21 protein-coding genes, 1 pseudogene and 1 riboswitch are annotated in these 26,320 nt (G+C 73.4%); of the genes and pseudogenes, 8 read left to right on the top strand and 14 right to left on the bottom strand.

Annotated elements, in window-relative coordinates:
* Window positions 1-133 precede the first annotated feature (133 nt).
* The gene (locus ACFWI4_RS31405; RefSeq protein ID WP_387203142.1) at window positions 134-1,480 is read right to left on the bottom strand and encodes a peptidoglycan-binding protein; all 1,347 of its coding nucleotides are present in this window, start codon (window positions 1,478-1,480) and stop codon (window positions 134-136) included.
* A 167-nt stretch (window positions 1,481-1,647) separates the two neighbouring features.
* On the opposite strand from ACFWI4_RS31405, the gene ACFWI4_RS31400 reads away from it, so the two are divergent.
* Complete coding sequence (locus tag ACFWI4_RS31400; RefSeq protein ID WP_387203139.1) at window positions 1,648-3,849, top strand: MDR family MFS transporter; 2,202 nt, start codon at window positions 1,648-1,650, stop codon at window positions 3,847-3,849.
* Window positions 3,850-3,866: 17 nt separating this feature from the next.
* Here the strand turns inward: ACFWI4_RS31400 and ACFWI4_RS31395 are convergent, their stop codons facing one another.
* A complete protein-coding gene (locus ACFWI4_RS31395; protein WP_387203136.1) occupies window positions 3,867-4,397 on the bottom strand; it encodes a GNAT family N-acetyltransferase in 531 nt (176 codons plus the stop codon).
* A gap of 174 nt (window positions 4,398-4,571) precedes the next feature.
* Between ACFWI4_RS31395 and ACFWI4_RS31390 the strand changes: the two are divergent.
* Together ACFWI4_RS31390 and ACFWI4_RS31385 are read left to right on the top strand one after the other, a co-directional pair.
* Window positions 4,572-5,171: pseudogene (locus ACFWI4_RS31390) on the top strand (hypothetical protein); the annotation flags it as partial.
* A gap of 263 nt (window positions 5,172-5,434) precedes the next feature.
* Complete coding sequence (locus ACFWI4_RS31385) at window positions 5,435-6,223, top strand: hypothetical protein (protein WP_387203158.1); 789 nt, start codon at window positions 5,435-5,437, stop codon at window positions 6,221-6,223.
* A gap of 164 nt (window positions 6,224-6,387) precedes the next feature.
* Here ACFWI4_RS31385 and ACFWI4_RS31380 read toward each other — a convergent pair whose 3' ends face one another.
* Window positions 6,388-6,828, bottom strand: coding sequence for a DUF1992 domain-containing protein (locus ACFWI4_RS31380; protein WP_387203133.1), 441 nt, complete (start codon window positions 6,826-6,828; stop codon window positions 6,388-6,390).
* A gap of 120 nt (window positions 6,829-6,948) precedes the next feature.
* On the opposite strand from ACFWI4_RS31380, the gene ACFWI4_RS31375 reads away from it, so the two are divergent.
* Window positions 6,949-7,344, top strand: coding sequence for a hypothetical protein (locus ACFWI4_RS31375; RefSeq protein ID WP_385406064.1), 396 nt, complete (start codon window positions 6,949-6,951; stop codon window positions 7,342-7,344).
* A 51-nt stretch (window positions 7,345-7,395) separates the two neighbouring features.
* Here ACFWI4_RS31375 and ACFWI4_RS31370 read toward each other — a convergent pair whose 3' ends face one another.
* Both ACFWI4_RS31370 and proP read right to left on the bottom strand, forming a co-directional pair.
* On the bottom strand, window positions 7,396-8,067 hold the full coding sequence (locus tag ACFWI4_RS31370) for an O-methyltransferase (protein ID WP_387203130.1): 672 nt from the start codon (window positions 8,065-8,067) through the stop codon (window positions 7,396-7,398).
* Between the two features lie 134 nt (window positions 8,068-8,201).
* Window positions 8,202-9,581 (bottom strand): glycine betaine/L-proline transporter ProP, encoded by a 1,380-nt coding sequence (proP, locus tag ACFWI4_RS31365; protein WP_387203127.1) that lies wholly within the window; start codon window positions 9,579-9,581, stop codon window positions 8,202-8,204.
* A 403-nt stretch (window positions 9,582-9,984) separates the two neighbouring features.
* On the opposite strand from proP, the gene ACFWI4_RS31360 reads away from it, so the two are divergent.
* Complete coding sequence (locus tag ACFWI4_RS31360) at window positions 9,985-12,066, top strand: bifunctional glycosyltransferase 87/phosphatase PAP2 family protein (protein WP_387203125.1); 2,082 nt, start codon at window positions 9,985-9,987, stop codon at window positions 12,064-12,066.
* Between the two features lie 80 nt (window positions 12,067-12,146).
* On the opposite strand, the gene ACFWI4_RS31355 is transcribed toward ACFWI4_RS31360, so the two are convergent.
* Entirely contained in the window at window positions 12,147-13,391 is a 1,245-nt protein-coding gene (locus ACFWI4_RS31355; RefSeq protein ID WP_387203155.1) for a cytochrome P450, read from the bottom strand.
* A 304-nt stretch (window positions 13,392-13,695) separates the two neighbouring features.
* On the opposite strand from ACFWI4_RS31355, the gene ACFWI4_RS31350 reads away from it, so the two are divergent.
* A complete protein-coding gene (locus ACFWI4_RS31350) occupies window positions 13,696-14,865 on the top strand; it encodes a steroid 3-ketoacyl-CoA thiolase (protein ID WP_387203123.1) in 1,170 nt (389 codons plus the stop codon).
* Window positions 14,866-14,932: 67 nt separating this feature from the next.
* On the opposite strand, the gene ACFWI4_RS31345 is transcribed toward ACFWI4_RS31350, so the two are convergent.
* The 7 genes from ACFWI4_RS31345 to ACFWI4_RS31315 all read right to left on the bottom strand — a co-directional run bounded on the left by ACFWI4_RS31345 (window position 14,933) and on the right by ACFWI4_RS31315 (window position 22,586).
* A complete protein-coding gene (locus ACFWI4_RS31345; RefSeq protein ID WP_387203152.1) occupies window positions 14,933-15,598 on the bottom strand; it encodes a YoaK family protein in 666 nt (221 codons plus the stop codon).
* A gap of 320 nt (window positions 15,599-15,918) precedes the next feature.
* Window positions 15,919-16,338, bottom strand: a complete 420-nt coding sequence (locus tag ACFWI4_RS31340; protein WP_387203120.1) for a transglycosylase SLT domain-containing protein — start codon at window positions 16,336-16,338, stop codon at window positions 15,919-15,921.
* A gap of 379 nt (window positions 16,339-16,717) precedes the next feature.
* Complete coding sequence (locus ACFWI4_RS31335; RefSeq protein WP_387203117.1) at window positions 16,718-17,572, bottom strand: ECF transporter S component; 855 nt, start codon at window positions 17,570-17,572, stop codon at window positions 16,718-16,720.
* Window positions 17,569-19,278, bottom strand: a complete 1,710-nt coding sequence (locus ACFWI4_RS31330) for an ABC transporter ATP-binding protein (protein ID WP_387203115.1) — start codon at window positions 19,276-19,278, stop codon at window positions 17,569-17,571. The genes ACFWI4_RS31335 and ACFWI4_RS31330 overlap by 4 nt, the downstream gene beginning before the upstream one ends.
* On the bottom strand, window positions 19,275-20,348 hold the full coding sequence (locus ACFWI4_RS31325) for a CbiQ family ECF transporter T component (protein WP_385406083.1): 1,074 nt from the start codon (window positions 20,346-20,348) through the stop codon (window positions 19,275-19,277). The genes ACFWI4_RS31330 and ACFWI4_RS31325 overlap by 4 nt, the downstream gene beginning before the upstream one ends.
* A gap of 343 nt (window positions 20,349-20,691) precedes the next feature.
* Complete coding sequence (locus ACFWI4_RS31320) at window positions 20,692-21,348, bottom strand: SCO2322 family protein (protein WP_387203112.1); 657 nt, start codon at window positions 21,346-21,348, stop codon at window positions 20,692-20,694.
* On the bottom strand, window positions 21,345-22,586 hold the full coding sequence (locus tag ACFWI4_RS31315; protein ID WP_387203109.1) for a prenyltransferase/squalene oxidase repeat-containing protein: 1,242 nt from the start codon (window positions 22,584-22,586) through the stop codon (window positions 21,345-21,347). Before ACFWI4_RS31315 ends, ACFWI4_RS31320 begins: the two co-directional genes overlap by 4 nt.
* Before the next feature lie 134 nt (window positions 22,587-22,720).
* Window positions 22,721-22,784: riboswitch (cobalamin riboswitch) on the bottom strand.
* Window positions 22,785-22,897: 113 nt separating this feature from the next.
* Here ACFWI4_RS31315 and ACFWI4_RS31310 point away from each other — a divergent pair.
* Complete coding sequence (locus tag ACFWI4_RS31310) at window positions 22,898-23,563, top strand: phosphotransferase (protein ID WP_387203106.1); 666 nt, start codon at window positions 22,898-22,900, stop codon at window positions 23,561-23,563.
* Between the two features lie 26 nt (window positions 23,564-23,589).
* Here ACFWI4_RS31310 and ACFWI4_RS31305 read toward each other — a convergent pair whose 3' ends face one another.
* A complete protein-coding gene (locus tag ACFWI4_RS31305; protein ID WP_387203103.1) occupies window positions 23,590-24,669 on the bottom strand; it encodes an MBL fold metallo-hydrolase in 1,080 nt (359 codons plus the stop codon).
* Between the two features lie 193 nt (window positions 24,670-24,862).
* On the opposite strand from ACFWI4_RS31305, the gene ACFWI4_RS31300 reads away from it, so the two are divergent.
* Window positions 24,863-26,320, top strand: a complete 1,458-nt coding sequence (locus ACFWI4_RS31300; RefSeq protein WP_387203100.1) for an aldehyde dehydrogenase — start codon at window positions 24,863-24,865, stop codon at window positions 26,318-26,320.

Below are 26,320 nucleotides of genomic sequence, written 5' to 3'. Positions count from 1 at the left end.
GTACATCGATGGCCGTCGCCACCGACGTTCACACCTCACCCAACGGCGACGGCCTGATGCACCGGCACGGCCCCGACCCACCCACCCGCCGGCACCGAGCCCGCCCCCACCGGCGTGAACCGCCAGAGGCGAGCTACGGCTGGGTCGTCTCCGCTTCCAGGCTTGCCCGGGTCGCCGGGCCGTAGACGCCGGATTCGTCGCTCGTGATGCCCCGCGCCCACTGGTACCAGCGCACCGCGTCCTCCAGGTGACGGTCGAACTGCCCGTCGGCCCTGTGCATGTACATCCGCAGCTGGCTCAGCCGCAGCTGGAGTTCGGTCACCTCCGCCCCGCTGTCGCCGCGCCGCAGGGTGGGTCCGGTCGCCACGGCGGGACCGCCGCCCGTGGAGCCTGCCGGCCCCGTGGCGGTCGCCGTGGCGCTCGGCCGGGCGGACGTCGCCGAAGCCGAGGCCGAAGCGGACGGGCTCGCCGACGTGTCCGACGCGGACGCCGAGGGCGACGCGCTCGTACTCGGCGAGGCGGACGTGGACGCCGAGGCCGACGCCGTCGCGGAGGCGCTCGCCGAGGGGACCGCGGAGGCCATGTCGGAGAGCACGTCCGGCGCGCTCGCCCTGACGTCCTTCGGCAGGCCCTCGTCCCGCGAGGGAGGGTCGTAGGAGAGCAGGCCGCCCGCGACCCCCGCGGCGGCCGCCAGCGTCACGACGACTCCGGTGGCGGCGAGGACCGCGGTGCGGCGGCGACGCCGGGGCCGGCCGGCGGCCGCGTCCTCCTGCCAGGCTTCCGCGGAGCGCGCGGTCTCGTGGAAGAGGCGGACGTCGGTGGCGCGCGCGTCCGAGGGGAGCGCCTTCAGCTGCATGGTCGCGTCGGCGGCCATCGGCGTGGCCGAAGCGGGTACCTCCGGCGGCAGCGGCGCCGACCGGGGGGCCGGGTCCGCCGGCACCGGGGCGAGCCGCATGGTCGCGTCCGCCGGGATCGCGGCCAGCTGCATCGTGGACGCGGCCGCGTCCTGTCCGTACGCGGGTGGCATCGGCGTTCCGCCGCCCTGCGGAGCGGTGTCCGCGGCGCCCCCCGCCACGGCGTCGGCCGTCGGCGCACCGGCAGCCGGATGCGCTCCCTGGCCGTGGGCGCCCTCCGGCGTCCAGCCGCCCGCCTCGGGCGCGGACCAGGGCGCTCCGGCCGTGGGGGCGGTGTGCCAGGGTCCCGGGGCCGCTCCCGTCGCGTCGGGCCCGCCGGTGCTCCCGGCCGGGCCGTAGCCGCCTCCGGGGTGTCCGGGGTACCCGGGGTGCCCGGGGTGTTCCGTGCCCAGTTCCACGTAGGGCCGTATGCGCAGCGGGTTGAAGTCCTCCGCCGCCGCGGCCTGTGCCGTGCGCTCGTCGCGCAGGGCGTCGGACGCCCTGCCGGTGCAGGCGCAGGACGGGGTGCCGTCCGGCGCCCGGTGTGCGGCGCACTCGGGGCAGACATGCCCGGTCGGTTCAGTCACGAGTGGGTCCCTCCCCCCTGAAAGCTCCAGTGATTATGCGGACGACCTTCATACAACCTTCAAGCAGCCCCCCGGAATCGCGAATTCCGGAAGCTTCGACAGGCCATAACGGGACACACCGCTCAGGATGGAGGGTGACCCGGACCCTCGGTGCTCAGGGAGGCCGCATGACCGGCGACGCGCACGGTTCCGACACGCCGCCCGGCCCGGGGCCGGAAGGGGCGGAGGCGCCGGCCGGCGACGGCATCGGCGGACCGCAAGGACCGCGAGGACCGTACGCATCGCAAGGACCGCACGAATCGGTCGCGGCGAGCGAGTCGGCGGTGCGCCGTCGCAGCGCGGCGGCGACCGACGCCCACGACACGGTCCACGGCAGCGTCTTCGTGTCCATCGGCGCCCTGCTGCTCGGCATGCTGCTGGCCGCACTGGACCAGACGATCGTCTCCACCGCGCTGCCGACCATCGTGAGCGACCTCGGCGGCCTGGAGCACCTGTCCTGGGTCGTCACGGCGTATCTGCTCGCGTCGACGGCGGCGACCCCGCTGTGGGGCAAGCTCGGTGACCAGTACGGCCGCAAGAAGCTCTTCCAGACGGCGATCGTGATCTTCCTGATCGGCTCGGCGCTGTGCGGGATGTCGCAGAACATGGGCGAGCTGATCGCCTTCCGGGCGCTCCAGGGCCTCGGCGGCGGCGGACTGATGGTGCTGTCGATGGCGATCGTCGGCGACCTCGTCCCGCCGCGTGAACGGGGCAAGTACCAGGGGCTGTTCGGTGCGGTGTTCGGCGCGACGAGTGTGCTGGGACCGCTGCTCGGCGGCCTGTTCACGGAGCATCTGAGCTGGCGCTGGGTCTTCTACATCAACCTGCCCGTCGGCGTCGTGGCGCTCGCGGTGATCGCCGCGGTCCTGCACATCCCGAGGAAGTCGGCACGGCACGTCATCGACTACGCCGGTACGTTCCTGATCGCCGCGGTCGCCACCTGTCTGGTCCTGGTGGCCTCGCTGGGCGGCACCACCTGGGACTGGGGCTCGCCGCAGATCATCGGGCTCGTGGTCCTCGGCGTGGTCCTCGGCGTCGCCTTCGTGGCGGTGGAGCGGCGCGCGGCCGAGCCCGTCCTGCCGCTCAAGCTCTTCCGGGTCCACACCTTCACGCTGTCCGCGATCATCAGCTTCATCGTGGGCTTCGCGATGTTCGGCGCGATGACCTATCTGCCGACCTTCCTCCAGGTCGTCCAGGGTGTCTCGCCCACGATGTCCGGCGTGCACATGCTGCCGATGGTGTTCGGGCTGCTGCTGTCGTCCACGGTGTCCGGGCAGATCGTCAGCCGTACCGGCCGCTGGAAGGTGTTCCCGGTCGCGGGCACCGGGATCACCGCCATCGGTCTGCTCCTGCTGCACCAGCTGGACGAGAACAGCAGCACGGGGGAGATGAGCGCGTACTTCTTCGTGTTCGGCCTGGGGCTCGGCCTGGTCATGCAGGTACTGGTCCTCATCGTGCAGAACGCCGTGTCGTACGAGGATCTGGGCGTCGCCACCTCCGGGGCGACCTTCTTCCGGTCCATCGGCGCCTCGTTCGGTGTCGCGATCTTCGGCACGATCTTCGCGGGGCGCCTCGGTGACAACCTGACCAAGGCGCTGGGCGGGCAGCAGCTGCCGCCGGGGATCACCACGGACTCCCTGAAGGCCGACCCGAAGGGGATCGGCCAGTTGCCGGCGGACCTGAGACCGCCCGTGCTGCACGCGTTCGCGACCTCGATCACGGACGTGTTCCTGTACGCGGCCCCGGTCGCCCTGCTCGGCTTCGTGCTGGCCTGGTTCCTGCGCGAGGACAGGCTGCGCGGTTCCGTCACGGCCCCCGACGTCACGGAGACGCTCGCCAGCAACCCGGTCGAGCGGTCGTCGTACGACGAGGTGTGCCGGGCGCTGTCGGTGCTCGGCACCCGGGAAGGGCGCCGGGAGATCTACGAGAAGATCACCGCGCGCGCGGGCTACGACCTGTTGCCGGCGGCGAGCTGGCTGCTGCTGCGGATCAAGAAGTACGGGTGGGCGGAGCCCGCCCTGCTGGCCGAGCACAGCGCCGTACCGCTGGACGTCGTCCTCGCCGCCGCCCGCCAGATCGAGGAGCGCCGGCTCGTCAGCCGCGAGGGCCTGGACCTGGTCCTGACCGACGAGGGCCGGATCGCCGCCGGGAACCTGTCCAGGGCCCGGGAGGAGTCCCTCGCCGAACTCCTGGGCGACTGGTGGGCGCCGGACCGCCCCACCGACCTCACGAGGCTGGTCGCGGAGCTGAACGAGGAGATGTGCGGTTCCGACGCGGAGCGCCCGCACGGGAGCGCGCCGGCCGTCCGGCCGCAGGGGGAACCTGCCTGACCCCTCGTGGCCCCCTGTCAGCCCTCCAGGGCCTTGCGGAACCAGTGCTCGGCGTACACGTCGTCGTTGTGCGGGGCGGTCTCCTCGTAGCCGTGCCGGGCGTACAGGGCCCGCGCCTCGACGAGGTCGGCGCGGGTGTCGAGGACCAGCTCCCGGGCGCCGAGGCCGCGGGCCGCCGCCTCGGCCGCCGCGAGCAGGAGCGGGGCCGCTCCCTTGCCCCGCAGGTCCGCGCGGACGAAGACACGGCGGAGTTCACCCGTCGTGGCGCCGAGCATCCGCACCCCCGCCGTGCCGGCGGGCTCACCGTCGTGGCGGGCGACGAGCAGGACGCCCGTCGGCGGCGCGAACTCGGCGCCCGTCGTCGCGGCCACCTCCCGCTCCAGCTCGCGCGGGTCCGTCGTACGCCCTTCGTGCAGCAGGTACCACCGGTCGCTGACCTCGGTGTAGTACTCCCGCCAAAGCGCTTGGGCGGCAGGCGAGTCGAAGGGTTCGGGGGCCACGGTCCAGGAGCCCTGGGTGCCGGAGGGCGATCGGGTCATGCCGGTCATTGTCGGCGGGTGCCGTCGTCGCCGTACAACCGAATATCGGGGGCGCGGACGAACAGCGGCACGGGCGGGGGGTGTTGGGGGCCGGTGCCGCTCCCGGGGGCCGTTTGAGGGGCGGGTTCCGGGCAACCCGGTCCAGGAACCGGCCCGTTGGGTCGAGAACCCGGGAAGGCACCCATGTCCACAGGCGTGATCATCGCTCTGATCGTCGTGGCGGCCGTCGCCGTCGTCGCGGTCGCCCTGACCCTCCTCGCCCGAAGGCCGCCGGGCGGGCGCGCCCTGCGGCGGCGCTTCGGGCCCGAGTACGACCGGACCGTCGCCCGGCACGACGGAGACACCCAGGCCGCCGAGCGCGAGCTCAACGAGCGGGTGAAGCGGCACGGCGCACTGCGCGCGCGGCCGCTCGAACCCGCGGCCCGCGAACGGTACGCGGCCCGCTGGACGGCCGCCCAGGAACGCTTCGTCGACTCGCCCGAGGAGGCGGTGGCCGAGGCGGACCGGCTCCTCGGCGAACTGGCCGGAGAGCGCGGCTTCCCCGGCGGCGACCGTTACGAGGAGCAGGTCTCCGCGCTCTCCGTCCACCACGGGCAGCATGTCCACGGCTACCGCCGGGTGCACCGGGCCGCGTCGGTCCGCACCGGCGGGGGCCGGGACGGCGGTGCCGACACCGAGCAGTTGCGCGAGGCCATGCTGGCGGCCCGTGACCTGTTCGACGACCTGATGACCCCGGCCCGGCAGGACACCGGGTCCGGCCGGGGCCGTGACACGGACGCCGCGGGCGAGCCCCCGGCCGACAGCACGGGGCGCACCGGCCGGTTCGCCCTGACGAAGGGCGCCCGGCGCGCCGAGCCCGGGCCCGAGCCGGTGGCCGGGCGCGACGAGGACGCCCAGGACGCCGAGGACGCACGCGGTGCCGACGCGGCCGGTAGCGGCGCCAAGGTCTCCAGGAACTCCAGGACTTCCACCCCCGACACCCGCTCTCCTCTGTCCTGGTCCTTCAACAGGCTTCAGACGAAGGAGAGTTGAGGAAGGTGAGCGCCATGAAGCCGGACCAGGAACCCGAGCGGACCCCGGCCCGCGAGGCCACCACGACGAAGGGCCGGGTGACCCCCGTACCCGCCGTACGCCCCCCGGACGACCGGGCGGACGAGAACCGTGCCGAGACCGAGGAGGTCTCGCGCCGCGAGGCACTGAAGGGCCGGGTGGACCCCGAATCCGCCGAGCCCGCCCCGGCCGATCTGGGCCGGGACGGTGGCCGGGCCGCGAACGCCGACGGCCGGGCGTCCCGGCCGGCCGGGACCCGGACGGCGGCCCGGGGGGCGACGGACACCGACACCGGCACCGGCACCGACACCGGCTCCGATGGGCGAGGAGCCCCGGCCGACAGCCGTACGGGGCGCACGGAAGGCACGGGACGTGCGGAGCGCGCGGACGGCGCCACGGCAGTCGGCACGGCCGGTGCGTCCGGCGTGCCCGGTCCTTCCGGCTCGCGGGGTTCCGGGTCGCGTTCCGGGTCCCGTGACGCGGGGGATTCCGCCGGGCCGGACGAGCGGATGCTGCCGCTTGACGACCACGACAAGTTCTCGCTGCGGATGCGGCACGCGGTCGGCGGGTTCATCGACGGGCCGCAGGCCTCCGTCGAGGAGGCCGACCAGGTGCTGGAGGAGCTCGCGGGCCGGTTCACCGAGGCGGTGACCCGGCGGCGACGCGACCTGCGCACGTCCTGGCAGTCCGGGGCCGAGGGCGCGACCACGGGCACCGACACCGAGCGGCTCCGGCTCGCCCTGCGGGACTACCGCGAGATGACCGAGCGGCTGCTGCGGCTCTGACCGGGCCGGGCATGCTCCCCGGTGAGAAGTGAGGCCGCGTCCCGGACCATGCCCCGGGACGCGGCCTCACGCGCACGCCCGCCGAGCGCCCCGCCCCGGCCGCCTAGGGCCCAGCGCACCGCCCGGCCTCACCCGGCCGCACGCACCGCGCACCGCCCCGGCCCTCACGCGGACCCGGTTCCGCCCCGTTCGCCCGGGGCCGGGGTCTCGCGGGCCGTGCGCCACTCCTGGACGAGCTTCTCCACGTCGTACGGCTTGAGCCCGAGCGGAGGTCCCGGCGGTGGTTTGAACATGACCTCGCGGATCTTGGCGTTGATGTCCTCGACGCTCCGCCGCACCGCCCGTTCCGAGGGGAGCGCGGGGACCGCCGCGAGCACGTCCTCCGCCTCCTTGCGCAGGGCCAGGGTGGGCGGCAGGACCGACAGCCCTTCACGGGCCATCTTCCTCTTGATCCACCAGAGTTCGTCGTACGGGGTGTCGGTGACCTCCGGCAGCGGCTTGCCCGCGCCGGGGAGTTCCGTGAACTCGCCGCGGGCCTCCGCCTGGCGGATCTGCCGGTCGACCCAGGACTCGAAGGTGACACCGGGTGGCTTGCGTTCGGTCATGCGTCCATTGTGCCGGAGGTCACACGGCGACGGTGAAGCTCGAATTATCATGCGGCGGCGACGGGGCAACCTCGTTCCCCGGCGGGACAATTGGACCAGCACCTCACGAAGGAGCGCGCGTTGCTCGAACTCACCATGGCCTCGGTGTCCGGAGCGGACGCCGGAGCGACGGCCGGGATGCAGATGGCCGACGCGCCGAGCGACCCCGGAGCGCTGCTGCGGGTGGGCAGGGACCGGGCCGTGTGCCGTCTCTCGCCCCCCGACGACTGGCTGTTCGTCTCCCGGGTGCACCTGGAGTTCCTGTGCGGCCCCGAGGGGTCCTGGCAGGTCACCTGGCTCCGGGGTTCGCACCCGGAGCCGTCCTCCGAGGTACGGCTGGTCCTCACCGGCCTCCAGCCCCAGCCGCTTCCGTACGGCGGCACGGCCAGACTTCCCGCGGGCGGCTCCGGCGAACTCGTCATCCAGGACCGCAGCGGCCCCCACACCGTGAACGTGGGCTTCTACCACGAGGTCTAGGACCGTTCGGCGGTGCGGGGCCGGAGGGGGCGCGGGGGAGGGTCCGGGCGGTCAGGCCCGTACGCGGGCGAGCGCGAAGCCGTCGTACCCCTTGCTGCCCACCGTCTGCACCGCCGTGCCGTCCAGCCTGGGGTGGGAGGCGAACAGTTCGAGCGCGGCCCGGGTGCCGACCACGCTCGGGTCGGTGCTCTCCGCGTCGGTGACCGCTCCGCCGCGGACCACGTTGTCCAGGACGATCACGGCGCCGGGCCGGGCGAGCCGGACCGCCCACTCGACGTAGTGCGGGTTGTTCACCTTGTCCGCGTCGATGAAGACGAAGTCGAAGGGCTCGGGATTCTCGTCCGCCAGCTTCGGCAGGGACTCCAGGGCGGGGCCCACCCGCACCTCGGCGATCTTGTCGAGGCCGGCCCGCGCGAGGTTGGCGCGGGCGACCTCGGCGTGCCGGGGGTCGTACTCCAGGGTGACCAGCCGTCCGTCGGCGGGCAGCGCGCGGCCCAGCCAGATCGTGCTGTAGCCGCCGAGCGTGCCGATCTCCAGGATGCGCCGGGCACCCTGGATCTCGGCGAGCAGCCGGAGCAGCTTGCCCTGGTTCGGCGCGACGTTGATGGGCGGCAGTCCGGCCGCGTCGCTGTCGCGCAGCGCGGCGGTCAGGACCTCGTCGGCGGGAGCCAGCAGGGTGGTGAAGTGGTCGTCGACGTCGTTCCAGAGCTGCGACTCGCTCATGCACCGGGCCTTTCGTAGCCTCGTTAGCTGCGCTAAAGACTTCCGGGACCGAACCTAGCCGCCGGCACCACGGTGTGCCAGCGGGATTCGGTCCGTTCCGGCGGATTTCGGCCCGGGATCGTGCGCGGTGCGTGTCAGCGGTCCGCGGGTTCCACCGCGGGCGCGGAGCCCGGCAGCGGCCGGCCCGCCGACTCCTTCATGAACCAGACGGCCGCACCGCCGATCACGGCGGCGCCCATCATGTAGTAGGCGGGCATCATCATGTTCCCGGTCGCGCCGATCAGGGCGGTGACGACCAGCGGGGTCGTGCCGCCGAAGAGCGAGACGGAGACGTTGAAGCCGATCGAGAGCGAGCCGTAGCGGACCCGGGTCGGGAACAGCGCCGGGAGCGCGGCGGGCATCGCGGCGGTGAAGCAGACGAGCAGCAGGCCGAGGGCGCCCATGCCGAGCGCGACGGCGAGCAGGCTGCCCTGGCGGATCAGCAGCAGGGCCGGGACGGACAGGGCGAGGAAGCCGGCGCAGCCCGCGGCGATCACCGGGCGGCGGCCGATCCGGTCGGTCAGGGCGCCCGCGAAGGGCTGCACGATCATCATCAGCGCCATCACGCCGAGGACCACGAGCAGGCCGTGCGTCTCGTCGTACTTCAGCTCGCTGGTCAGATAGCTCGGCATGTACGACAGCAGCATGTAGTCGGTGACGTTGAAGACCAGGACCAGGCCCATGCACAGCAGCAGGGTGCGCCACTGGCCGGTGATCATCTCGCGCAGCGGCACCTTGGGGCGGGCGGCCTCGGACTTCTCCAGCTCGGCGGCGAACGCCGGGGTCTCCTCCAGGCGCATCCGCAGATACAGGCCGACGATGCCCATCGGGCCCGCGATCAGGAACGGGACGCGCCAGCCCCAGGACAGCAGGTCGTCGGTGGACAGCAGCGCGGTCATGAGGGTCACCAGGCCGGCGCCGCCGATGTAGCCGGCCAGCGTGCCGAACTCCAGCCAGCTGCCGAAGAAGCCGCGCTTCTTGTCGGGCGCGTACTCGGCGATGAAGGTCGAGGCACCCGCGTACTCGCCGCCGGTGGAGAAACCCTGCACCAGGCGGGCCGCGAGCAGCAGGACGGGAGCGCCGACGCCGATCGTGCCGTAGGACGGGATCAGGCCGATCGCGAACGTGCCGGCCGCCATCAGGATCATGGTGAGGGCGAGGACCTTCTGGCGGCCGATCCGGTCGCCGAGCGGGCCGAAGACCATGCCGCCCAGCGGGCGCACGAGGAAGGCCGCGGCGAAGGCGCCGAAGGTCGAGAGCAGCTGCGCGGTCGGGTTGCCCGAGGGGAAGAAGACCTTGCCCAAGGTCACCGCGATGTAGCTGTAGACGCCGAAGTCGAACCACTCCATCGCGTTGCCGAGCGCCGCGGCCTTCACGGCGCGCCTGACGAGCGCGGGGTCGGTGACGGTGACCTCGGGGGAGACGGGGCGGGCGGGTGCGTGGACGGCGGGGGCCGCCGGGGTCGCGGTCGGCAAGGGCGTTCCTTTCGCAGGGGACGGGGACGGGTCCGCCCGGGAGCGGACCTCCGGCCCGCCCGGAGGCGGACCGAAGAAGCGACCTTAGGACCGTTCACCCCCGTCACGTGGCGTGCGCGACCGGCCACCCGGCGCACATAAAGGCCGTGTACGCAGGGGCGACGGGGCGGCCGGCGCCCTCCTCGGCGAGGGTCTTTTGTGATCCATGTCCCGGTCCCGGACGGGAACCGGACGCCTTTCCGGCCGTCGCGACCCCGACACGAACGCGGGAGCTCCCCGGCTCGGTCAGGTGTTCCCGTGCCGTTCGGCGAGGGTGGCCGTGTCGCACCGAGTCCTGATATGGGTTGACATAAGTGGCCCGTGAGAAGCGGGCCGGTCAATGGGTCGGGAGGGTCGACGGGGCGTGGCGGACGTGGAGCACGGCGGACGACCGGGCGAACGCTTCGTGGGGGCACCGGACGCGGCGCGGGCACGGCTGCGCACGCTCCGCGTCGCGCTCTGGGCCCTCGCCGCGACCCTCGCCGTACGACAGGTCGCCGCCGTCCTCGGCACGCCCAGGGCGGAGCGGCTGACGGACCTGGAGACCTGGGTCGGACCGAACGGCGTCCTGCACGTGACGGGCTCGCTGTACGACTCGACGCGGTTCACCGGCACCCCGTTCGGCGGTCTCGTCCTCAAACCCCTCACCCGTGCGGCGGAACAGACCCTCGGCTGGGGCTGGACCTTCGGCACCCTGCTCCTCGTCGTCGCCCTCGGCCTCGTCGCCGCCCGCGCCCTGCCGCCCCCCGTGAGCCGGCGCACGTCCCTGCTCGCGGCGCCCGTGGCCGTCAGCCTGCTGATGCTGTCGCTCCCCGTGCGCAACGCGCTCTACCTCGGCCAGACCGGCATCATCCCGGTGCTGCTCGTCCTGCTCGGCTGCTTCGCCGTCCGCGGGGAGCGCGCCTGCGGGGTCCTCGTCGGGCTCGCGGCGGCCCTCCAGCCCACCGTGCTGCTCTTCACGCCCCTGCTCCGGTACACCGGGCGCCGCCGTGCCGCCGCCTCCACCCTGACCACCTTCGCCGCCCTCACCGCCCTCGCCTGGGCCGTGATGCCCCACGACTCGAACAGATACTGGGTGCACCACCTGGCGGGCGTCGGCCTCGGCAAGGGCGCCGACGACGTCGCCAACCAGTCCCTGCACGGCGCGCTGCTGCGGCTCGGCCTCGCCGGACCGCCGGAGATCGCCCTCTTCCTGGCGCTCGGCGCCGCCGTCGCCGTCGTCGGGCTCCGTCGCGCGGTGCGCCACGCCCGTGACGGCCAGTTGCTGCTCGCCGTCGCGGTGACCGGCTGTGTCGCCGTCGCCGTCTCGCCCGCCACCTGGCAGCACCAGGTGCTGTGGGTGCTGCTCGCGCTCGTCGGCCGGGCCGGCCGCAGGACCCCGGACCGCCTGGTGTGGCCCGTCGCGGTCGTCCTCGTCATGACGCTGCCGGCCCGGATGATGCTGCCGGACATGCCGGTGCTCGACCCGCTCCGCGACAACCTCGTACTGATCGCCGCGCTGGCCGCCGCCACCGCCGTGCCGTTCCTGTCCCGCACCTCCCCGTACTACGCGAACCCGGTGCCGACCGGTCGCGCGGCGCCCGTCCCCACCCGGTGGAAGCGGGTCCCCGCGCTGCCCTCCGGCCGGGTCCTCGCCCGCCCGAACCTGCTGCTCGAACTGCTCCTGATCCGCGTCGGCTACTCCGCCTACGGCTCCGTCCGCCTCGCCGTGACCGACGGGTCCAACGCGATCGGCCGGCCCACGGCCGAGGAGCACGGCCGCCAGATCCTCGGCGTCGAAAGGTTCCTGGACCTCGACATCGAACGCTGGGTCAACCGCACGACCGCGCAGGTCCCCTTCCTGAGGGACTTCTTCGCCTTCTACTACGAGTCGTTCCACTTCGGCGTCCCGCTCACGATCCTCGCCGTGCTCTACGTCCGCCGTCCCGCCGACTACCGCTGGGCCCGGTCCGCCCTCGGCTTCGCCACCCTGCTCGCCCTCGTCGGCTTCTGGTTCTACCCGCTCGCCCCGCCGCGCCTGATGCCGGGCCTCGGCGTCATCGACACCGTGCACGGCGTGCAGGACTTCTCCAAGCCCGACTACGGCGTGCTCACCGCGCTGACCAACCAGTACGCGGCGATGCCCTCGCTGCACTTCGGCTGGTCCCTGTGGTGCGGGATCGTCGTCGTGATCCTCGCGCCCCGGCGATGGATGAAGGCGCTGGGCCTGCTGCACCCGCTCCTGACGGTCTCCGCGATCGTCGCGACCGGCAATCACTGGGTCCTGGACGCCGTCGGCGGCGCGGCCGTGGTCGGCGCGGGCTTCGGGCTGACGTACCTGCTTCAGGGCCCCCGCGTCCGGACGGCGGCGGGAGCGGTGAGGGCGGCGGTGGAGCCGGTGGGTCACGGGCCGGAGCCCGGGCCGGGGCCGGGGCCGGTGTGCGGGTCTCGGGGGAGGCAGGGGTGAGCGCGGGGACGGCCCCTGCCTCCCTCGGGACGGGCCGACGGAGCCGGGAGGCCGTCGGCCCGGGTGCGCGGTGCCGCCCGCTACGCGCGGGCGACCCGGAGTTCCTTGACGCCGTTGAGCCAGGCGGAGCGGAGGCGGCGGGGAGCGCCCGCCAGCCTGAGGTCCGGCAGCGCGTCCGCGATCGCGTTGAAGATCAGGTCGATCTCCAGCGTGGCCAGGGACTTGCCGAGGCAGAAGTGTGGCCCTCCGCCGCCGAAGCCGAGGTGCGGGTTGGGATCGCGGGTGATGTCGAAGACCTCGGGGCTCTCGAACACCTCGGGGTCGTTGTTGGCCGATGAGTAGAAGATGCCGACGCGGTCGCCCTTCCTGATCCGCTGCCCGCCGAGTTCGGTGTCCTGGGTCGCGGTGCGCTGGAAGGAGACGACGGGGGTCGCCCAGCGGACGATCTCCTCCGCGGTGGTCTTCGGCCGTTCCCGCTTGTAGAGGTCCCACTGGCCGGGGTGGGTGAGCAGGGCGTGCATGCCGTGCGTGATGGCGTTGCGCGTCGTCTCGTTGCCGGCGACCGCCAGCAGCAGCACGAAGAAGCCGAACTCGTCGGACGCCAGGTTCCCCTGGTCCTCCGCCGCCACCAGCGTGCTGACGATGTCCTTGGCCGGACACTGCTTGCGGTCCGCCGCCATGTTCATCGCGTACGAGATGAGCTCGGTGGCCGAATCGGCGCCGACCTCCTCGGTGATCGCGTACTCCGGATCGTCGTACGCCACCATCTTGTTGGACCAGTCGAAGATCTTGACGCGGTCCTCCTGCGGGACGCCGATGAGTTCCGCGATCGCCTGGAGCGGCAGTTCGCAGGCCACCTGGGTGACGAAGTCGAAGGAGCCGTCGGGGTCGGCCTGGGCGAGCGCGTTCGCCACGATCGAACCGGCGCGGGCGCGCAGCGCGTCCTCCAGCGAGCGGATGGCGCGCGGGGTGAAGCCGCGCTGCACGATCTGGCGGACCCGGGTGTGTTCGGGCGGGTCCATGTTCAGCATGATGAGCCGCTGGACCTCGATCTGCTCGCGCTGGATGTGCTCGTTGAAGCGGATGACGGCCGTGTTGAGGAACGAGGAGAACAACTCGGGGTGCGTCGAGACGTACTTGACGTCCGCGTGCCGGGTGACGGCCCAGTAGCCGTCGTCCTCGAAGCCGGCCACACCGGGCTGCTGCCGGATCCAGTGGACCGGTTCGGACCGGCGCAGCTCGGCGAACTCCGGGAGGGGCACGCGGTGGTGCAGCACATCGGGGTCGGTGAAGTCGAACCCGTCGGGCAGCGCTGGACAGGACATCGGCAACTCCAGGCTCTTTCTCACGCGGTTCTGACGGGTCATCAGGAACAGGGAATCGCCGTGAAGGTAGTAACGGGTTCTACAAGAGGCAAGAGGTGCGGGGCTCCCAATCGCGTGCGAGGTTTGTGTGGATCGCGGCTTCGGGAGCTGCACGACCCTTGCGGGGCGGGGGGTCCGCTCAGCAGACTGCACAGAGAACTGGTACGCGTTCTAGTTCTGCGCGGTGGGTGGGCCGGGACGCCCCGCGCTGCGCGGGTCAGCTGGGCCTGGCCGCCGGGCAGGCCTGAGGAGAGGACGAGCCCCCATGGCCGCGGAACCCGTGATCGTCGAAGCCGTACGGACCCCCATCGGCAAGCGCGGAGGCGCGCTCGCCAATCTGCACCCCGCCTATCTCCTGGGCGAGACCTACCGTGAACTCCTCGGCCGCACCGGCATCCCCGCCGACTGCGTCGAGCAGATCGTCGGCGGCACCGTGACCCACGCCGGCGAGCAGTCGATGAACCCCGCGCGCACCGCCTGGCTGACCGTCGGGCTCCCCTACGAGACGGCCGCGACGACCGTCGACTGTCAGTGCGGCTCCTCGCAGCAGGCCTCCCACATGGTCGCCAACATGATCGCGGCGGGTGTCATCGACGTCGGGATCAGCTGCGGTGTCGAGGCGATGTCGAGGGTGCCGCTGGGCTCGGGGTCCAAGCACGGTCCGGGCAAGCCGTTCCCCGACGAGTGGAACGTCGACCTGCCCAACCAGTTCGAGGCGGCCGAACGGATCGCGCGCCACCGCGGGCTGACCCGCGAGAACGTCGACTCCCTCGGGCTCATCTCGCAGGAACGCGCCGCCGTCGCCTGGTCCGAGGAGCGCTTCAAGCGCGAGACGTTCGCCGTGCAGGTGCCCACCACCGAGGACGAGCAGCGGGCCGGGCAGGGCATGTGGCGGCTCGTCGACCGGGACGAGGGGCTGCGCGACACCTCCATGGAGGCGCTGGCGAAGCTGAAGCCCGTGATGCCGACCGCCGTGCACACGGCCGGCAACTCCTCCCAGATATCGGACGGTTCGGCGGCCCTGCTGTGGGCGTCCAAGCGGATGGCGCGGGCGCTGAAGCTGCGGCCGAGGGCGCGGATCGTGGCCCAGGCGCTGGTGGGTTCCGACCCGCACTTCCACCTCGACGGTCCGATCGACGCCACCCGGGCCGTGCTCGGCAAGGCCGGGATGTCGCTGCGGGACATCGACCTCGTCGAGATCAACGAGGCCTTCGCGTCCGTGGTGCTGAGCTGGGCGCAGGTCTTCGAGCAGGACCTGGAGAAGGTGAACGTGAACGGGGGCTCGATCGCGCTCGGGCATCCCGTGGGTGCCACCGGGGCCCGGCTCATCACCACGGCGCTGCATGAACTGGAGCGTGCGGACAAGGAGTTCGCGCTGATCACGATGTGTGCGGGTGGGGGGCTCGCCACGGGGACGATCATTCAGCGGTTGTGAGGGTGCGGGGGCGCGTTGCGGATTGCGGGGCGCGGGGTGCGGGGTGCCGTGTGCGGGAGGGGGGGCGTTACTCCCGGCCCGAGACGGTCGCCGCCAGGGTCGCCGGGATCAGGGCGGCGATCAGGAGGGGGAGCGCCAGGCCGTGGTGCAGGACCAGCCACGCGCCGAGCAGGGCGCCCGCCGCCATCGCGAGGACGGAGGCCGTGCGGCGCGGGGAGTGGTGGCCCGCGCCGCCGCCGGCTCGGCTGTCCGCGGCCAGGCCGGTGAGGGTCATCGTCAGGACGGTGGTCGTCAGGTCGGCGATGCCGAGCCTGCGGACCGTCGCGTTGCGCAGGCCCATCGCGAAGGCCGTGACGGCGATCACCGTGTAGACGGTGGCGGTGGCGTGCGGGGCGGCGAAGGCGACCGCCGCGCAGGCGCCCGTCAGGACGGCCTCGGCGGCGAACACGGCGCGGGCCCAGGTGCGGCGGGGGCCGTCGCCCAGGCGCACGGTCGTCCGTCCGCCGGCTGTGGCGCCGGCCACGAAGAAGCACAGCGAGGTGAGGGTGTGCGGGACCGAGAAGCCGGGGGCGCCGGCGGCGGCGAAGCCGAGGACGACCACGTTGCCGGTCATGTTGGCCGTGAAGACGTGGCCCAGGCCGAGGTAGCTCACCGCGTCGATGAGGCCGCTGACGACGGTCAGTGACAGCAGCGCGGGCACCAGGCGGAGGCCTCTTGACTCGGAGTCGGTCATGGAGGTCAGTCCACCACGGCTCGGGCCGGTGGGTGGGTCGGGGCCGTGCCGGTGCATCAGGCCGTCGCCGTCGGGTGAGGTGTGGGCGTCGGTGGCGACGGCCATCGATGTACCGGCCCGGCCCCGACGGCGCGTACCCGGCTGCGGGTGAGAGATCCAGCCCCTCCGGCGTTTGAGGAGCGGGGTCTGGGGCGGAGCCCCAGGGGTGGGACGGGTAGGGGCGGAGGGGGCGAAAGAACGTTGTGGCCGGGTCGGGAGCCCCCGGGTACGACGAAGGCGGCCGCCCCGGGAACGGGGTGCCGCCTTGTGTGGTGGGCTGATCAGTACCAGCCGTTGGCCTGCCAGAAGCTCCAGGCGCCGGCCGGGCTGCCGTAACGGGAGTTCATGTAGTCCAGACCCCACTTGATCTGGGTCTTGGGGTTGGTCTTCCAGTCGGAGCCCGCGGAGGCCATCTTCGACCCGGGCAGGGCCTGGACCAGGCCGTACGCACCGGAGGAAGAGTTCGTGGCGCTGATGTTCCAGCCGCTCTCGTGCTCGACGATCTTGCTGAAGGCGTTGAACTGCGAGGCGTCCGGAATCATCGCGTGGGCGATCGACTTCGCGGAGGAGGCGCTGGTCGGCGTGGCGGCCTGGGCGGGCGCCGCGGCCAGGACCATACCGGCGGTGGCGGCGGCCACGGCGGTACCGGCGAGAGCCTTCTTCGGGTTGGAGACGATGCGGCGGATGACGGAGACGGACACGGAGAACCTGTTTCTTCGGGGACATGGAGTCGCTGGTACGCCGTGTCCACGTGGTGTGTGGAAGGAGCGGCGTACGTCGGCGCCGCGGCCCGTGGGGGCTCGTGGCGCCTGGCGACGTCCTCAAGACAAACAGGATCCCGGCCCGTCCGCAATGACCCTTTTTACTAGTTGTGGTCGCATTCGAGAGGGACGCGCGTGATGTGATGCGGCTCTCAAAGTGCAGGTCGGAGGGGGTGGGGGTGCGTGCATGCCAGGCGTCTTGATCTACTAAGCCGCCTCGTATGTGACCTGGGCCCTGTGGGCCGCTTCACCCCGCGCCTGACGGACGGTGCGGGGGAGGCCACGGGGTGCTGCCGGGTGATGTGACGTGGGTCCCGGATCACCGGGGGTCGAAGGTGACGGGGCTCTCGAAAGCGGCCCGGCGCGTGGCCCGGCGCAGTGCCTTCAGGAGGGTCGTGCCGATCGTCAGGGTCAGGACGACGGTGACGACCGCCCGGCCCAGGTCCCAGCCGAGGGAGGTGGCCAGGCAGTACGTGACGAAGCGGGCGAGGTTCGCGGGGAGGGCCGCGTGCGGGTCGAAGGCGATGTTCGAGGCCAGCGCGTCCATGAAGGGCCAGCCCGCCAGGTTCATGACGGTGCCGTACGCGAAGGCGGCGAGGAAGCCGTACGCGGCGAGCATCAGCAGTTCCGCGCGGCCGCGCAGCCGGTCCGGGCCCGGCAGGAGACCGGCCCCCATCGTGAACCAGCCCATGGCCAGCATCTGGAAGGGCATCCACGGCCCCACCCCGCCGGTCAGCAGCGCCGACGCGAACATGGTCACGGACCCGAGGACGTAGCCGAACCCCGGCCCGAGCACCCGCCCGCTCAGCACCATCAGGAAGAACATCGGCTCGATGCCGGCGGTCCCTGCCCCGATCGGGCGCAGCGCGGCGCCGGTCGCGGCCAGCACCCCGAGCATGGCGACCGCCTTCGGGCCGAGGCCCGACTCGGAGATCGTCGCCGCGACCACCGCGACCAGCAGGACGAGGAGCCCCGCGAACAGCCATGGGGCGTCCTGGGCGTGCGCGCTGACCTGCGAGCCGGGCCCCGCGAACAGCGGCCAGCCGAACCCGGCGGCCCCGGTCGCGCTGACCAGGACCAGGGCGGCGACGGAGCGCGGGCCGAGGCGGACGGCCCGGGCCTGCGGCTGTGGCCGGGTCCGGGGAGCGGGGGAGGCGGCCTCCGTCGTCCTCATGAGAGGGCACCTCTGACCTGGGCGACGGTGAGCCACGGCTCGGGGGCCAGGATCTTGGCGACCTGAGGGGCGAAGGACGGGGACGCGACGACCACCTCGGCGGTGGGACCGTCGGCGACGACCTCGCCGTCCGCGAGGATCACCACCCGGTCGGCGAGCTCGGCGGCGAGCTCCACGTCGTGGGTGGCGAGCACGATGGCGTGCCCCTCGGCGGCGAGTCCCCGCAGCACGGTGAGCAGCCGGGCCTTGGCCGCGTAGTCCAGGCCGCGGGTCGGCTCGTCGAGGAGCAGCAGCGGGGGACGGGCCGTGAGGACGACGGCCAGCGCCAGCGCCAGCCGCTGTCCCTCCGACAGGTCGCGGGGGTGGGTGGTGTCCGCGATGTCCGGCAGCAGCTCGGACACCAGCGCCCGGCAGGTTCCGGCGGCGGCCCCGGCGTCCTCGTCGGCCGCCGCGCACTCGGCGGCCACCGTGTCCGCGTACAGCAGGTCCCGGGGTTCCTGCGGTACGAGTCCCACGCGCCGTACGAGGTCACGCGGCGCCGTGCGGTGCGGGGGCGCCCCGCCGACCCGTACGGCACCCGAGGCCGGTTCGACCAGGCCGACCAGCGCCGCGAGCAGCGTCGACTTCCCGGCGCCGTTGCGGCCCATCAGCGCGATGGTCTCGCCCGGCCGCGCGGTCAGGTCGATCCGCCGCAGCGCCTCGACGCGCCCGCGCCGGACGGCCAGCCCGTCCACGACGGCCACCTCGGGTGGCGGTGCCACGGTGGCATGGTCCCGGGCCCGCTCGCGGTTGCGGCCGCGGAGCAGGCGGGAGAGCGGAGAGGGGGAAGGGGAGGGTGAGGTGCGGAGGGTGGGGGGCTGGGGCCTGACGGTCGGCTGCGGTGGTGGGGCGGTCGTCAGGCGTTCGCGCAGGGGGCCCGCCCGGCGTCGCGCGTCGCGCACGGTCAGGGGGAGCGGGGACCAGCCGGCCAGGCGGCCGAGGTCCACCACCGGCGGGCGCACGGGGGAGACGGCCATGATCTCGGAGGGGGTGCCGAGCGTCAGGGGTGCTCCCGGCGCCGGGAGGAGGGCGAGCCGGTCGGCGTACTGGACGACGCGTTCCAGGCGGTGTTCGGCCATCAGGACCGTGGTGCCGAGGTCGTGGACCAGACGCTGGAGGACGGCGAGGACCTCCTCGGCCGCTCCGGGGTCCAGGGCCGAGGTGGGTTCGTCGAGGACCAGGACCCGCGGGTGCGGGGTGAGCACCGAGCCGATCGCGACCCGCTGCTGCTGGCCGCCGGACAGGGTGGCGATCGGGCGGTCGCGGAGATCGGCCAGCGAGAGGAGGTCGAGGGTCTCCTCGACGCGGCGGCGCATCACGGCGGGTGCCAGGCCCAGCGACTCCATGCCGTAGGCCAGTTCGTCCTCCACCGTGTCCGTCACGAAGTGGGAGAGCGGGTCCTGGCCCACCGTGCCGACCACGTCGGCGAGTTCACGCGGCTTGTGGGTACGGGTGTCCCGTCCCGCGACGGTCACCCGGCCGCGCAGGGTCCCGCCCGTGAAGTGCGGGACCAGTCCGCTCACCGCGCCCAGCACCGTCGACTTGCCGACGCCCGACGGGCCGACCAGCAGCACGAGTTCGCCCTCCGGGACCTCGAAGTCCACGTCCCGGACGGCGGGTTCGGGTGCTCCGTCGTACGTCACGGAGACGTCCTCGAAGCGGATCACGATGACTCCTCGGGGGCAGGGGTCCGCCGGGGGGCCGGGGCGGCGAAGGCGGGGAGCAGGCCGAGCAGGACCACGGCGGCGGGCAGGAGCGGGAGGCCGGGGGCGACCAGGGGGACGACCCCGGGGCTCAGCCCGGCCGGGTCCCGGGAGGCGGCCACGATCATCAGGGCCGCGACCGCCACGCCCGATCCGGCGACCAGCCAGGCCCGCACCCCCCAGACGTCCGGCCGGTACCGGGTGCGCGGCGAGCGGCGCCCGCCCAGCCACAGGCCGCCGAGCGCCGCTCCCAGTCCGGCCAGCAGGACCGGGAGCCCGTAGCTGTCGCCGGCCGCGGTCAGCAGTCCGTAGGTGCCGGCGCAGACGCCGAGCAGACCGCCCAGGGTGAGGGCCCCGGTGGTCCGGCGCACGGCGGCCGGGACCTGTGCCGTACGCCCGTACCCGCGTGCGTCCATCGCCGCCGCAAGCGCGACCGAGCGTTCCAACGCGCCCTCCAGGACGGGGAGTCCGACGTGCAGCAGGCCGCGCAGCCCGCGGTCGGGGCGGCCACGGAGCCGGCGTGCGGCGCGCAGCCGCTGGACGTCGGCGATCAGATGGGGCGCGAAGGTGAGCGCGACGACCACCGCGACGCCCGCCTCGTACAGCGCTCCCGGCAGGGACTTGAGCAGCCGGGCCGGGTTCGCCAGGGCGTTCGCCGCGCCGACGCAGACGAGGAGGGCGGCCAGTTTCAGTCCGTCGTAGAGCGCGAAGAGCAGGCCTTCCGCGGTGACCCGGCCGCCGACGCGTATCCCCTGGGCCCAGTGCGGCAGGGGGATCTCGGGCAGGGTGACGATCACGTGCGTACCGGGGATCGGGGAGCCGAGGACGACGGCGAAGACCAGACGGATCCCGAGGACGGCCACGGCCAGTTTCACGAACGCGGTGTAGGAGCGGGCCCAGGGCGCGTCGGTGCGGTGGGTGGCCACCACGAAGCCGGCCACCGCCATGAGCAGCGCGAGGAGCAGGGGGTTGGTGGTGCGGGAGGCGGCGGTGCCGAGGCCGAGGGCCCAGATCCACCAGGCACCGGGGTGCAAGGCGTCGGCGCGGGCCCCGGCAGGGGTGGCGGCGCCGGTCGTACGGTCCGCGCCACCGCGAGGACGGGGCCGGGAACGGGAGTCCGGTGACGGCCCGGCCGGGTCGGCGGGCGGGGGTGACCCCGCACCGCCGGGGCGCGGCGACCGCTCCGCCGGGACGGCGTTCGGCGGCCCTTCCGCCGGGGCGGGACCCTGCCGGAACGGCGCCCCGGCAGAGCGTCGGGAACCCGGGGTCCGGGATTCCCGCTGCTGTCCGGGCAGCGGGGAACCCCACCGTGCCGTCGGACGGGTGCCCGGGGCGGAGGTGGGGCGGTCGTGGTCGCCCTCGTTCATGGCCGGTGCCTCAGCCCTTGCGCCGGCGGGACTGCCACACGGCCGCCGCGCCCAGCACGGCCACCGCCGCCGCTCCCGCCAGCAGGCCCACCGAGGGGCCGTGACCGGCGGGCGCGGAGGCGTGCGGACGTGCGGACGCGGTCGGACCGCCGGCCGCGACCGGGTCGCCGCAGCCCGTCCGCGGATAGCCCGTGATGGCGCACAGCAGGGCGTTGGTGTCGTAGCGCAGCGGAGCCGCGACCGCCGCCAGGGCCTCGGCGGTGCTGGCGTCGGGGGCGACCTGGGCGCAGGCGGTGCGCGCGGACGGCGGTGTCTCGCCGGACGGGGCGTCGGCGGGCGTTCCCGGGTCGATGACCAGGGCCACCCGCTTCTTGCCGTGCCGAGCGGGCGTCCTGGCGCAGATCGCGTCGAACTCCCGCTCCCCGCGCGGCTGTACGGCGTGCTGGGAGTCCTCGCTCACCGCGAAGCGGAAGCCCTGGACATCGCCGTCGGACGGCCGCGCGGTCGACGGGCCCTGGGTGGCGTACGTCCACTTCCCGCCGGTCAGGTCCCAGAAGGACCAGTAGCGGTAGCCGACGGCTCCGGCCTGCCCCGCGCCGCCGAGGACGAGGAGCAGGAGGGCGGGCACGAGGGTCAGGGCGAGCGCGGTCGTCCGACGGCCGGTCACAGCTGCTGCTTCTTGTTGCGGCCGCTGAGGAGGAAGCCGATGCCGATGCCCGCGACCAGGCCGACGCCGATGATCCACCAGACGGCGAGCCCGTTGCCGCCGTCCTTCTTCTCGTCCTTCTTCTTCTCGCTCGGGCTCGCCGAGGCGCCGGCCGCGACCGGCGCCGGGCCGGTGGCGGTGAGCCGGGCCACCAGGTCCTCGCCGCCGAAGGCGCGCGGGTCGGTGCCGGTGGCGTGCGCGGCGAAGATGAGCTGCGCGTACGCGGCGGGGCCGGACTTGGCGGCCCAGTCCGCGGAGTTCTTCTCCAGCCAGGCGAGCGGCTTCTGCGCGTCCTTCGTCGCGCCGACGGCCGCGAGCGCCACGACGGCGTCCGCCGTGTTGCCGTAGTCGGGCTGGTCCTTGGCGCCCGGGAGCGCGGACTTCAGGTACGAGGTCTTCGCCATCGCCTTGGCGAGGTAACCGGCGCCGTTGGCCGAGGCGTCCGCCAGGTCGGGGGTGTCGGAGGTGACGCAGCCCTTGAGGTCGAAGGCGTTGCCGGTCTCCGCGACGAAGCCCTGGCCCATGCCGGCGGTCACGCCCGCCGCGGTCGCGTCCGCGTTCGCGACCAGCTTGCCCTTCTTGTCGGGCTGGTAGGCGAAGGCGCCTTCGCCGTCCTTGCCGCAGGGCGCCGACAGCTTCACCAGGGCGTCGAGGGGGGACTTGCCGTCCTTGGAGACGTCCTTGGGCTTCTCGCCCACGGCCTTCAGCGCGCCGACGACGACGGACGTCGAGTTGGTGTCGCTGGGGCCGCCGGCCATGTAGCCCCAGCCGCCGTCCTTGTTCTGCACGGACTTCAGCCAGGTGACGGCCTTGCCGGTGGCGTCGTCGTGGCCGCCGAGCGCGGCGAGGGCCTGGACGGCGGCCGCGGTGCTGTTGGTGTCGACCTGGGTCTTCGCGTCGCACGCGGCGGTCGCGTCGGCGCGGTACGCGGCGAAGGCGCCGTCGGCGCACTGCTGGCCGGTCAGCCAGTCCACGGCCTTGACCGCGGGCTTCACACCGACGGTGTGCTCGGCGAGCAGCGCGAGCGACTGCCGCCAGACACCGTCGTAGGTCGGGTCGGCGGTGCCGAACAGGCCCGAGGGGAGCGCGGCCGAGGGGGACGGCGAGGGGGACGAGCCCGCCGCGAAGGCGGCCGGTGCGACGACCGCCCCGATGACGGCGGTGGCGGCCAGTACCGCTGCGGTGCGGCGAACAAACATGACTCTCCCCTGCGGGGAGCCGGGCGGCACCGGGCACGCTGAGGCATCCGGGTGGCTCCGGCTCCGTATCCCTCGACGATGCCGGCCGTCGGCGGGCTGCCGAGGGCACGAGCCGGTCACGTCCCGTGCGAGGCGATCCGGCTCACCACCGGAGTGGTTCACGGTTGCGGGTCAGCGCCGGAATTGCACCGGCTTCTCCTCGTAAGGGTGTGATGACGACGCGCACACTCTACCGGCCGCCCGGATTCCGGCGGATGTTGCCTGGGGCACGGGACCGGAGTGACCTGGGCGACATCCGCTAGGTTCGCCTCATGCGTACGGGGAGACTGCTCGGCTCGGGGCGTTCGGCGGATGTCTACGAGATGGACGGGGCGTGGGTGCTGCGGCGGATGCGCGGGGGCCGGGGTGACGCGGCGGCCGAGGCGGCGGTGATGCAGCACCTGCATGCGCACGGCTATCCGGTGCCGGGTGTGCGGGCCGCGACCCGGGCGGACCTGGTGATGGAGCGGCTGTCCGGGCCCACCATGCTGGAGGCCTTCGGCCAGGGGCTGCTCTCCGCCCAGGAGGCGGGTCTCACCCTGGCCCGGCTGCTGCGCAAGCTGCACGCCGTGCCCGCCCGGCTCTCCGCCGACCCGGCCGTCCGGGTGCTGCATCTGGATCTGCACCCCGACAACGTGATGCTCACCCCGGACGGGCCGAAGGTCATCGACTGGTCCAACAGCGAGGAGGGGGCGCCCGGTCTCGACTGGGCCATGTCCGCCGTGATCCTCGCGCAGGTCGCCGTCGGCGGCGAGGCGATCGGGGGCGTGGCGGAGGAGACGCTGGAGGCGCTCCTCGACGGGAACGAGGACCAGCTGACCGGGGCGGGGCTCGCGGAGGCGGGCCGGCGGCGGGCCGCCGACCCGATGATGAGTCCGGGCGAGGTCGAACTCCTCGGTGAGGCGGACGAGTTGATACGGGAGTTGTTGGCGGGCTGAGCCGACGACGGGTACGGGCGGCCGTGTCATACCGCCGTGTACGTCACCGGATCGCTGCCCGTGACCGGCTCGGCCCGGCCCAGCTTCACCAGCCGGCGGATGTGGGCCTCGGCCTCGGAGACCGCGATGTTCCGTGATCCGTAGGGGATCTCGGCCCACGGGCGGTTCCACTCCATGCGCTCGGCGAGCTGCCAGGGGGTGAGCGGGACGGCGAGCAGCGCGAGCAGGCCGGTGAGCCGCTCCTCGTGGTGCGCGAGCAACTCCGCGACCCGGGAAGGGGCGTCGGTGAACACGTGCTGGTGGGCGGGGAGCACCTCGGCGGGGGCGAGACGGCCGACGCGCTCCAGCGAGTCGAGGTAGTCGCCGAGGGGGTCGGCGATCTCCCCGAGGCCCTCGACGCCGTTGGCCCAGGGCGGGCGTCCGTGGGTGTCCGGGTCCTCGTAGAGCCCGATGTGCGGGGTGATCCTGGGCAGCAGGTGGTCGCCCGAGAACAGCCGTCCGTTGCCGGGCAGACGGGCGGGGTGGGTCTCCTCCAGGTGCAGGCACACGTGTCCGGGCGTGTGGCCGGGGGTCCAGATCGCGCGCAGCCGGCGGCCGGGCAGGGGCAGGAACTCGCCGGGGACGATCTCGCGGTCGGGCAGCGCGGGGGAGAAGCCGGGCAGGGTGCCGGGGCGGCTGAGCGGACCCCGGGCCTCGCGGAGCGGGGCGACATGGGCGTCGGGGGCTCCGGAGGCCTCCAGCTTGTTGGCCATGTAGGCGAACCAGCGCTCGGGCCGGTTCTCCCGGGTCCGCCGGACGATCGCCGTGTCGGCCGCGTGCATCGCGATCCAGGCGCCGGACGCCTCGCGGACCCGGCCGGACAGGCCGTGGTGGTCGGGGTGGTGGTGGGTGATGACGACGCCGTGGATCTCCTCGACGGAGGTTCCGCAGCCGGTGATTCCCCCCGTGAGGGTGTCCCAGGAGGCGGGGTCGTCCCAGCCCGTGTCGACGAGGACGGGGCCCGCGTCGGTGTCGAGGAGGTACACCAGCGTGTGGCCGAGCGGGTTGTCCGGGATGGGGACCCTGATCGACCGTACGCCCCCGCCGTGATCGGTCATCTGCGTCATGCGCTTCCACCCATCGCCGATTCCCGCCACTATAACTAGAACGGGTTCCAATGGGAGCCCAAGTCGACTGTTCCCCGCAGGCGTTCGGTGCTGTCCGTGCCGTGGACTCGTGTGGCGGGAACTGGTATCCCTTCTCGTATCTGATGGATCGTCAGACAAGGCGCCGGAGGGCGTCCTCGGGAGGCAGTCGGCCATGACGGAGCTCGTGGAGCACGGACAGCTGTTCATCGGCGGGGAGTTGACCGACCCGCTCGGCAAGGACGTCATCGAGGTGATCTCGCCGCACACCGAGGAGGTCATCGGCCGGGTGCCGCACGCCTCGGCGGCGGACGTCGACCGGGCGGTCGCGGCGGCGCGCCGGGCGTTCGACGAGGGGCCCTGGCCGCGGGCGAGCCTGGACGAGCGGATCGCGGTCGTGACCCGGATCAAGGACGCCATCGCCGTACGCCACGAGGAGATCGCCCGGGTCATCTCCTCGGAGAACGGCTCCCCGTACTCCTGGAGCGTCCTCGCGCAGGCCCTCGGCGCGATGATGGTGTGGGACGCGGCGATCACGGTCGCGCGCGGCTACACCTACGAGGAGACCCGCGACGGGGTCCTCGGCAAGCTGCTCGTCCGCCGTGAGCCGGTGGGCGTGGTGGCGGCCGTGGTGCCGTGGAACGTCCCGCAGTTCGTGGCGGCGGCCAAGCTCGCGCCCGCGCTGCTGACCGGCTGCACCGTCGTCCTGAAGCCGTCGCCCGAGTCGCCCCTGGACGCCTATCTGCTCGGCGAGATCGCGCGGGAGGCCGGGCTGCCCGAGGGCGTCCTGTCGATCCTCCCGGCCGACCGCGAGGTCAGCGAGTACCTGGTCGGGCACCCCGGCGTCGACAAGGTCTCCTTCACCGGCTCGGTCGCGGCCGGCAAGCGGGTCATGGAGGTGGCCTCCCGCAACCTCACCCGCGTGACGCTGGAGCTGGGCGGCAAGTCGGCCGCCGTCGTGCTGCCCGACGCGGACCTCGCCACCGCGGTCCCCGGGATCGTCTCGGCGGCCTGGATGAACAACGGCCAGGCCTGTGTGGCCCAGACCCGCATCCTGGTGCCCCGCTCGCGCTACGACGAGTTCGCCGAGGCCTTCGCCGCGGCGGCGAACGCCCTGGTCGTCGGCGACCCGCTCGACCCGGCCACCCAGGTCGGCCCCCTGGTCGCCGAACGGCAGCGGCGGCGCAACCTCGACTACATCCGCATCGGCCAGGAGGAGGGCGCCAAGATCCTGGCCGGCGGCGGGCGTCCGCGGGGTCTCGACCGCGGCTGGTACGTCGAACCGACGCTGTTCGGGGACGTCGACAACGCGATGCGCATCGCCCGGGAGGAGATCTTCGGCCCGGTGATCTGTTTGCTCCCCTACGGCGACGAGGCCGAGGCCGTGAAGATCGCCAACGACTCCGACTACGGGCTGAGCGGCAGCGTCTGGACCGCGGACGTCGCCCACGGCATCGACGTCGCCCGCCGGGTCCGTACCGGCACCTACTCCGTGAACACCTTCAGCCTCGACATGCTGGGCCCCTTCGGCGGCTACAAGAACTCGGGCCTGGGCCGGGAGTTCGGACCCGAGGGGTTCGGCGAGTTCCTGGAGCACAAGATGATCCACCTGCCGGCCGGCTGGGAGGCCTGA

It is taken from the genome of Streptomyces sp. NPDC127038, from assembly GCF_042725875.1.
GTDB lineage: Bacteria > Actinomycetota > Actinomycetes > Streptomycetales > Streptomycetaceae > Streptomyces.
Note: the sequence above shows the minus strand (reverse complement) of the source record. Positions and strands in the feature narration are given on the sequence as shown.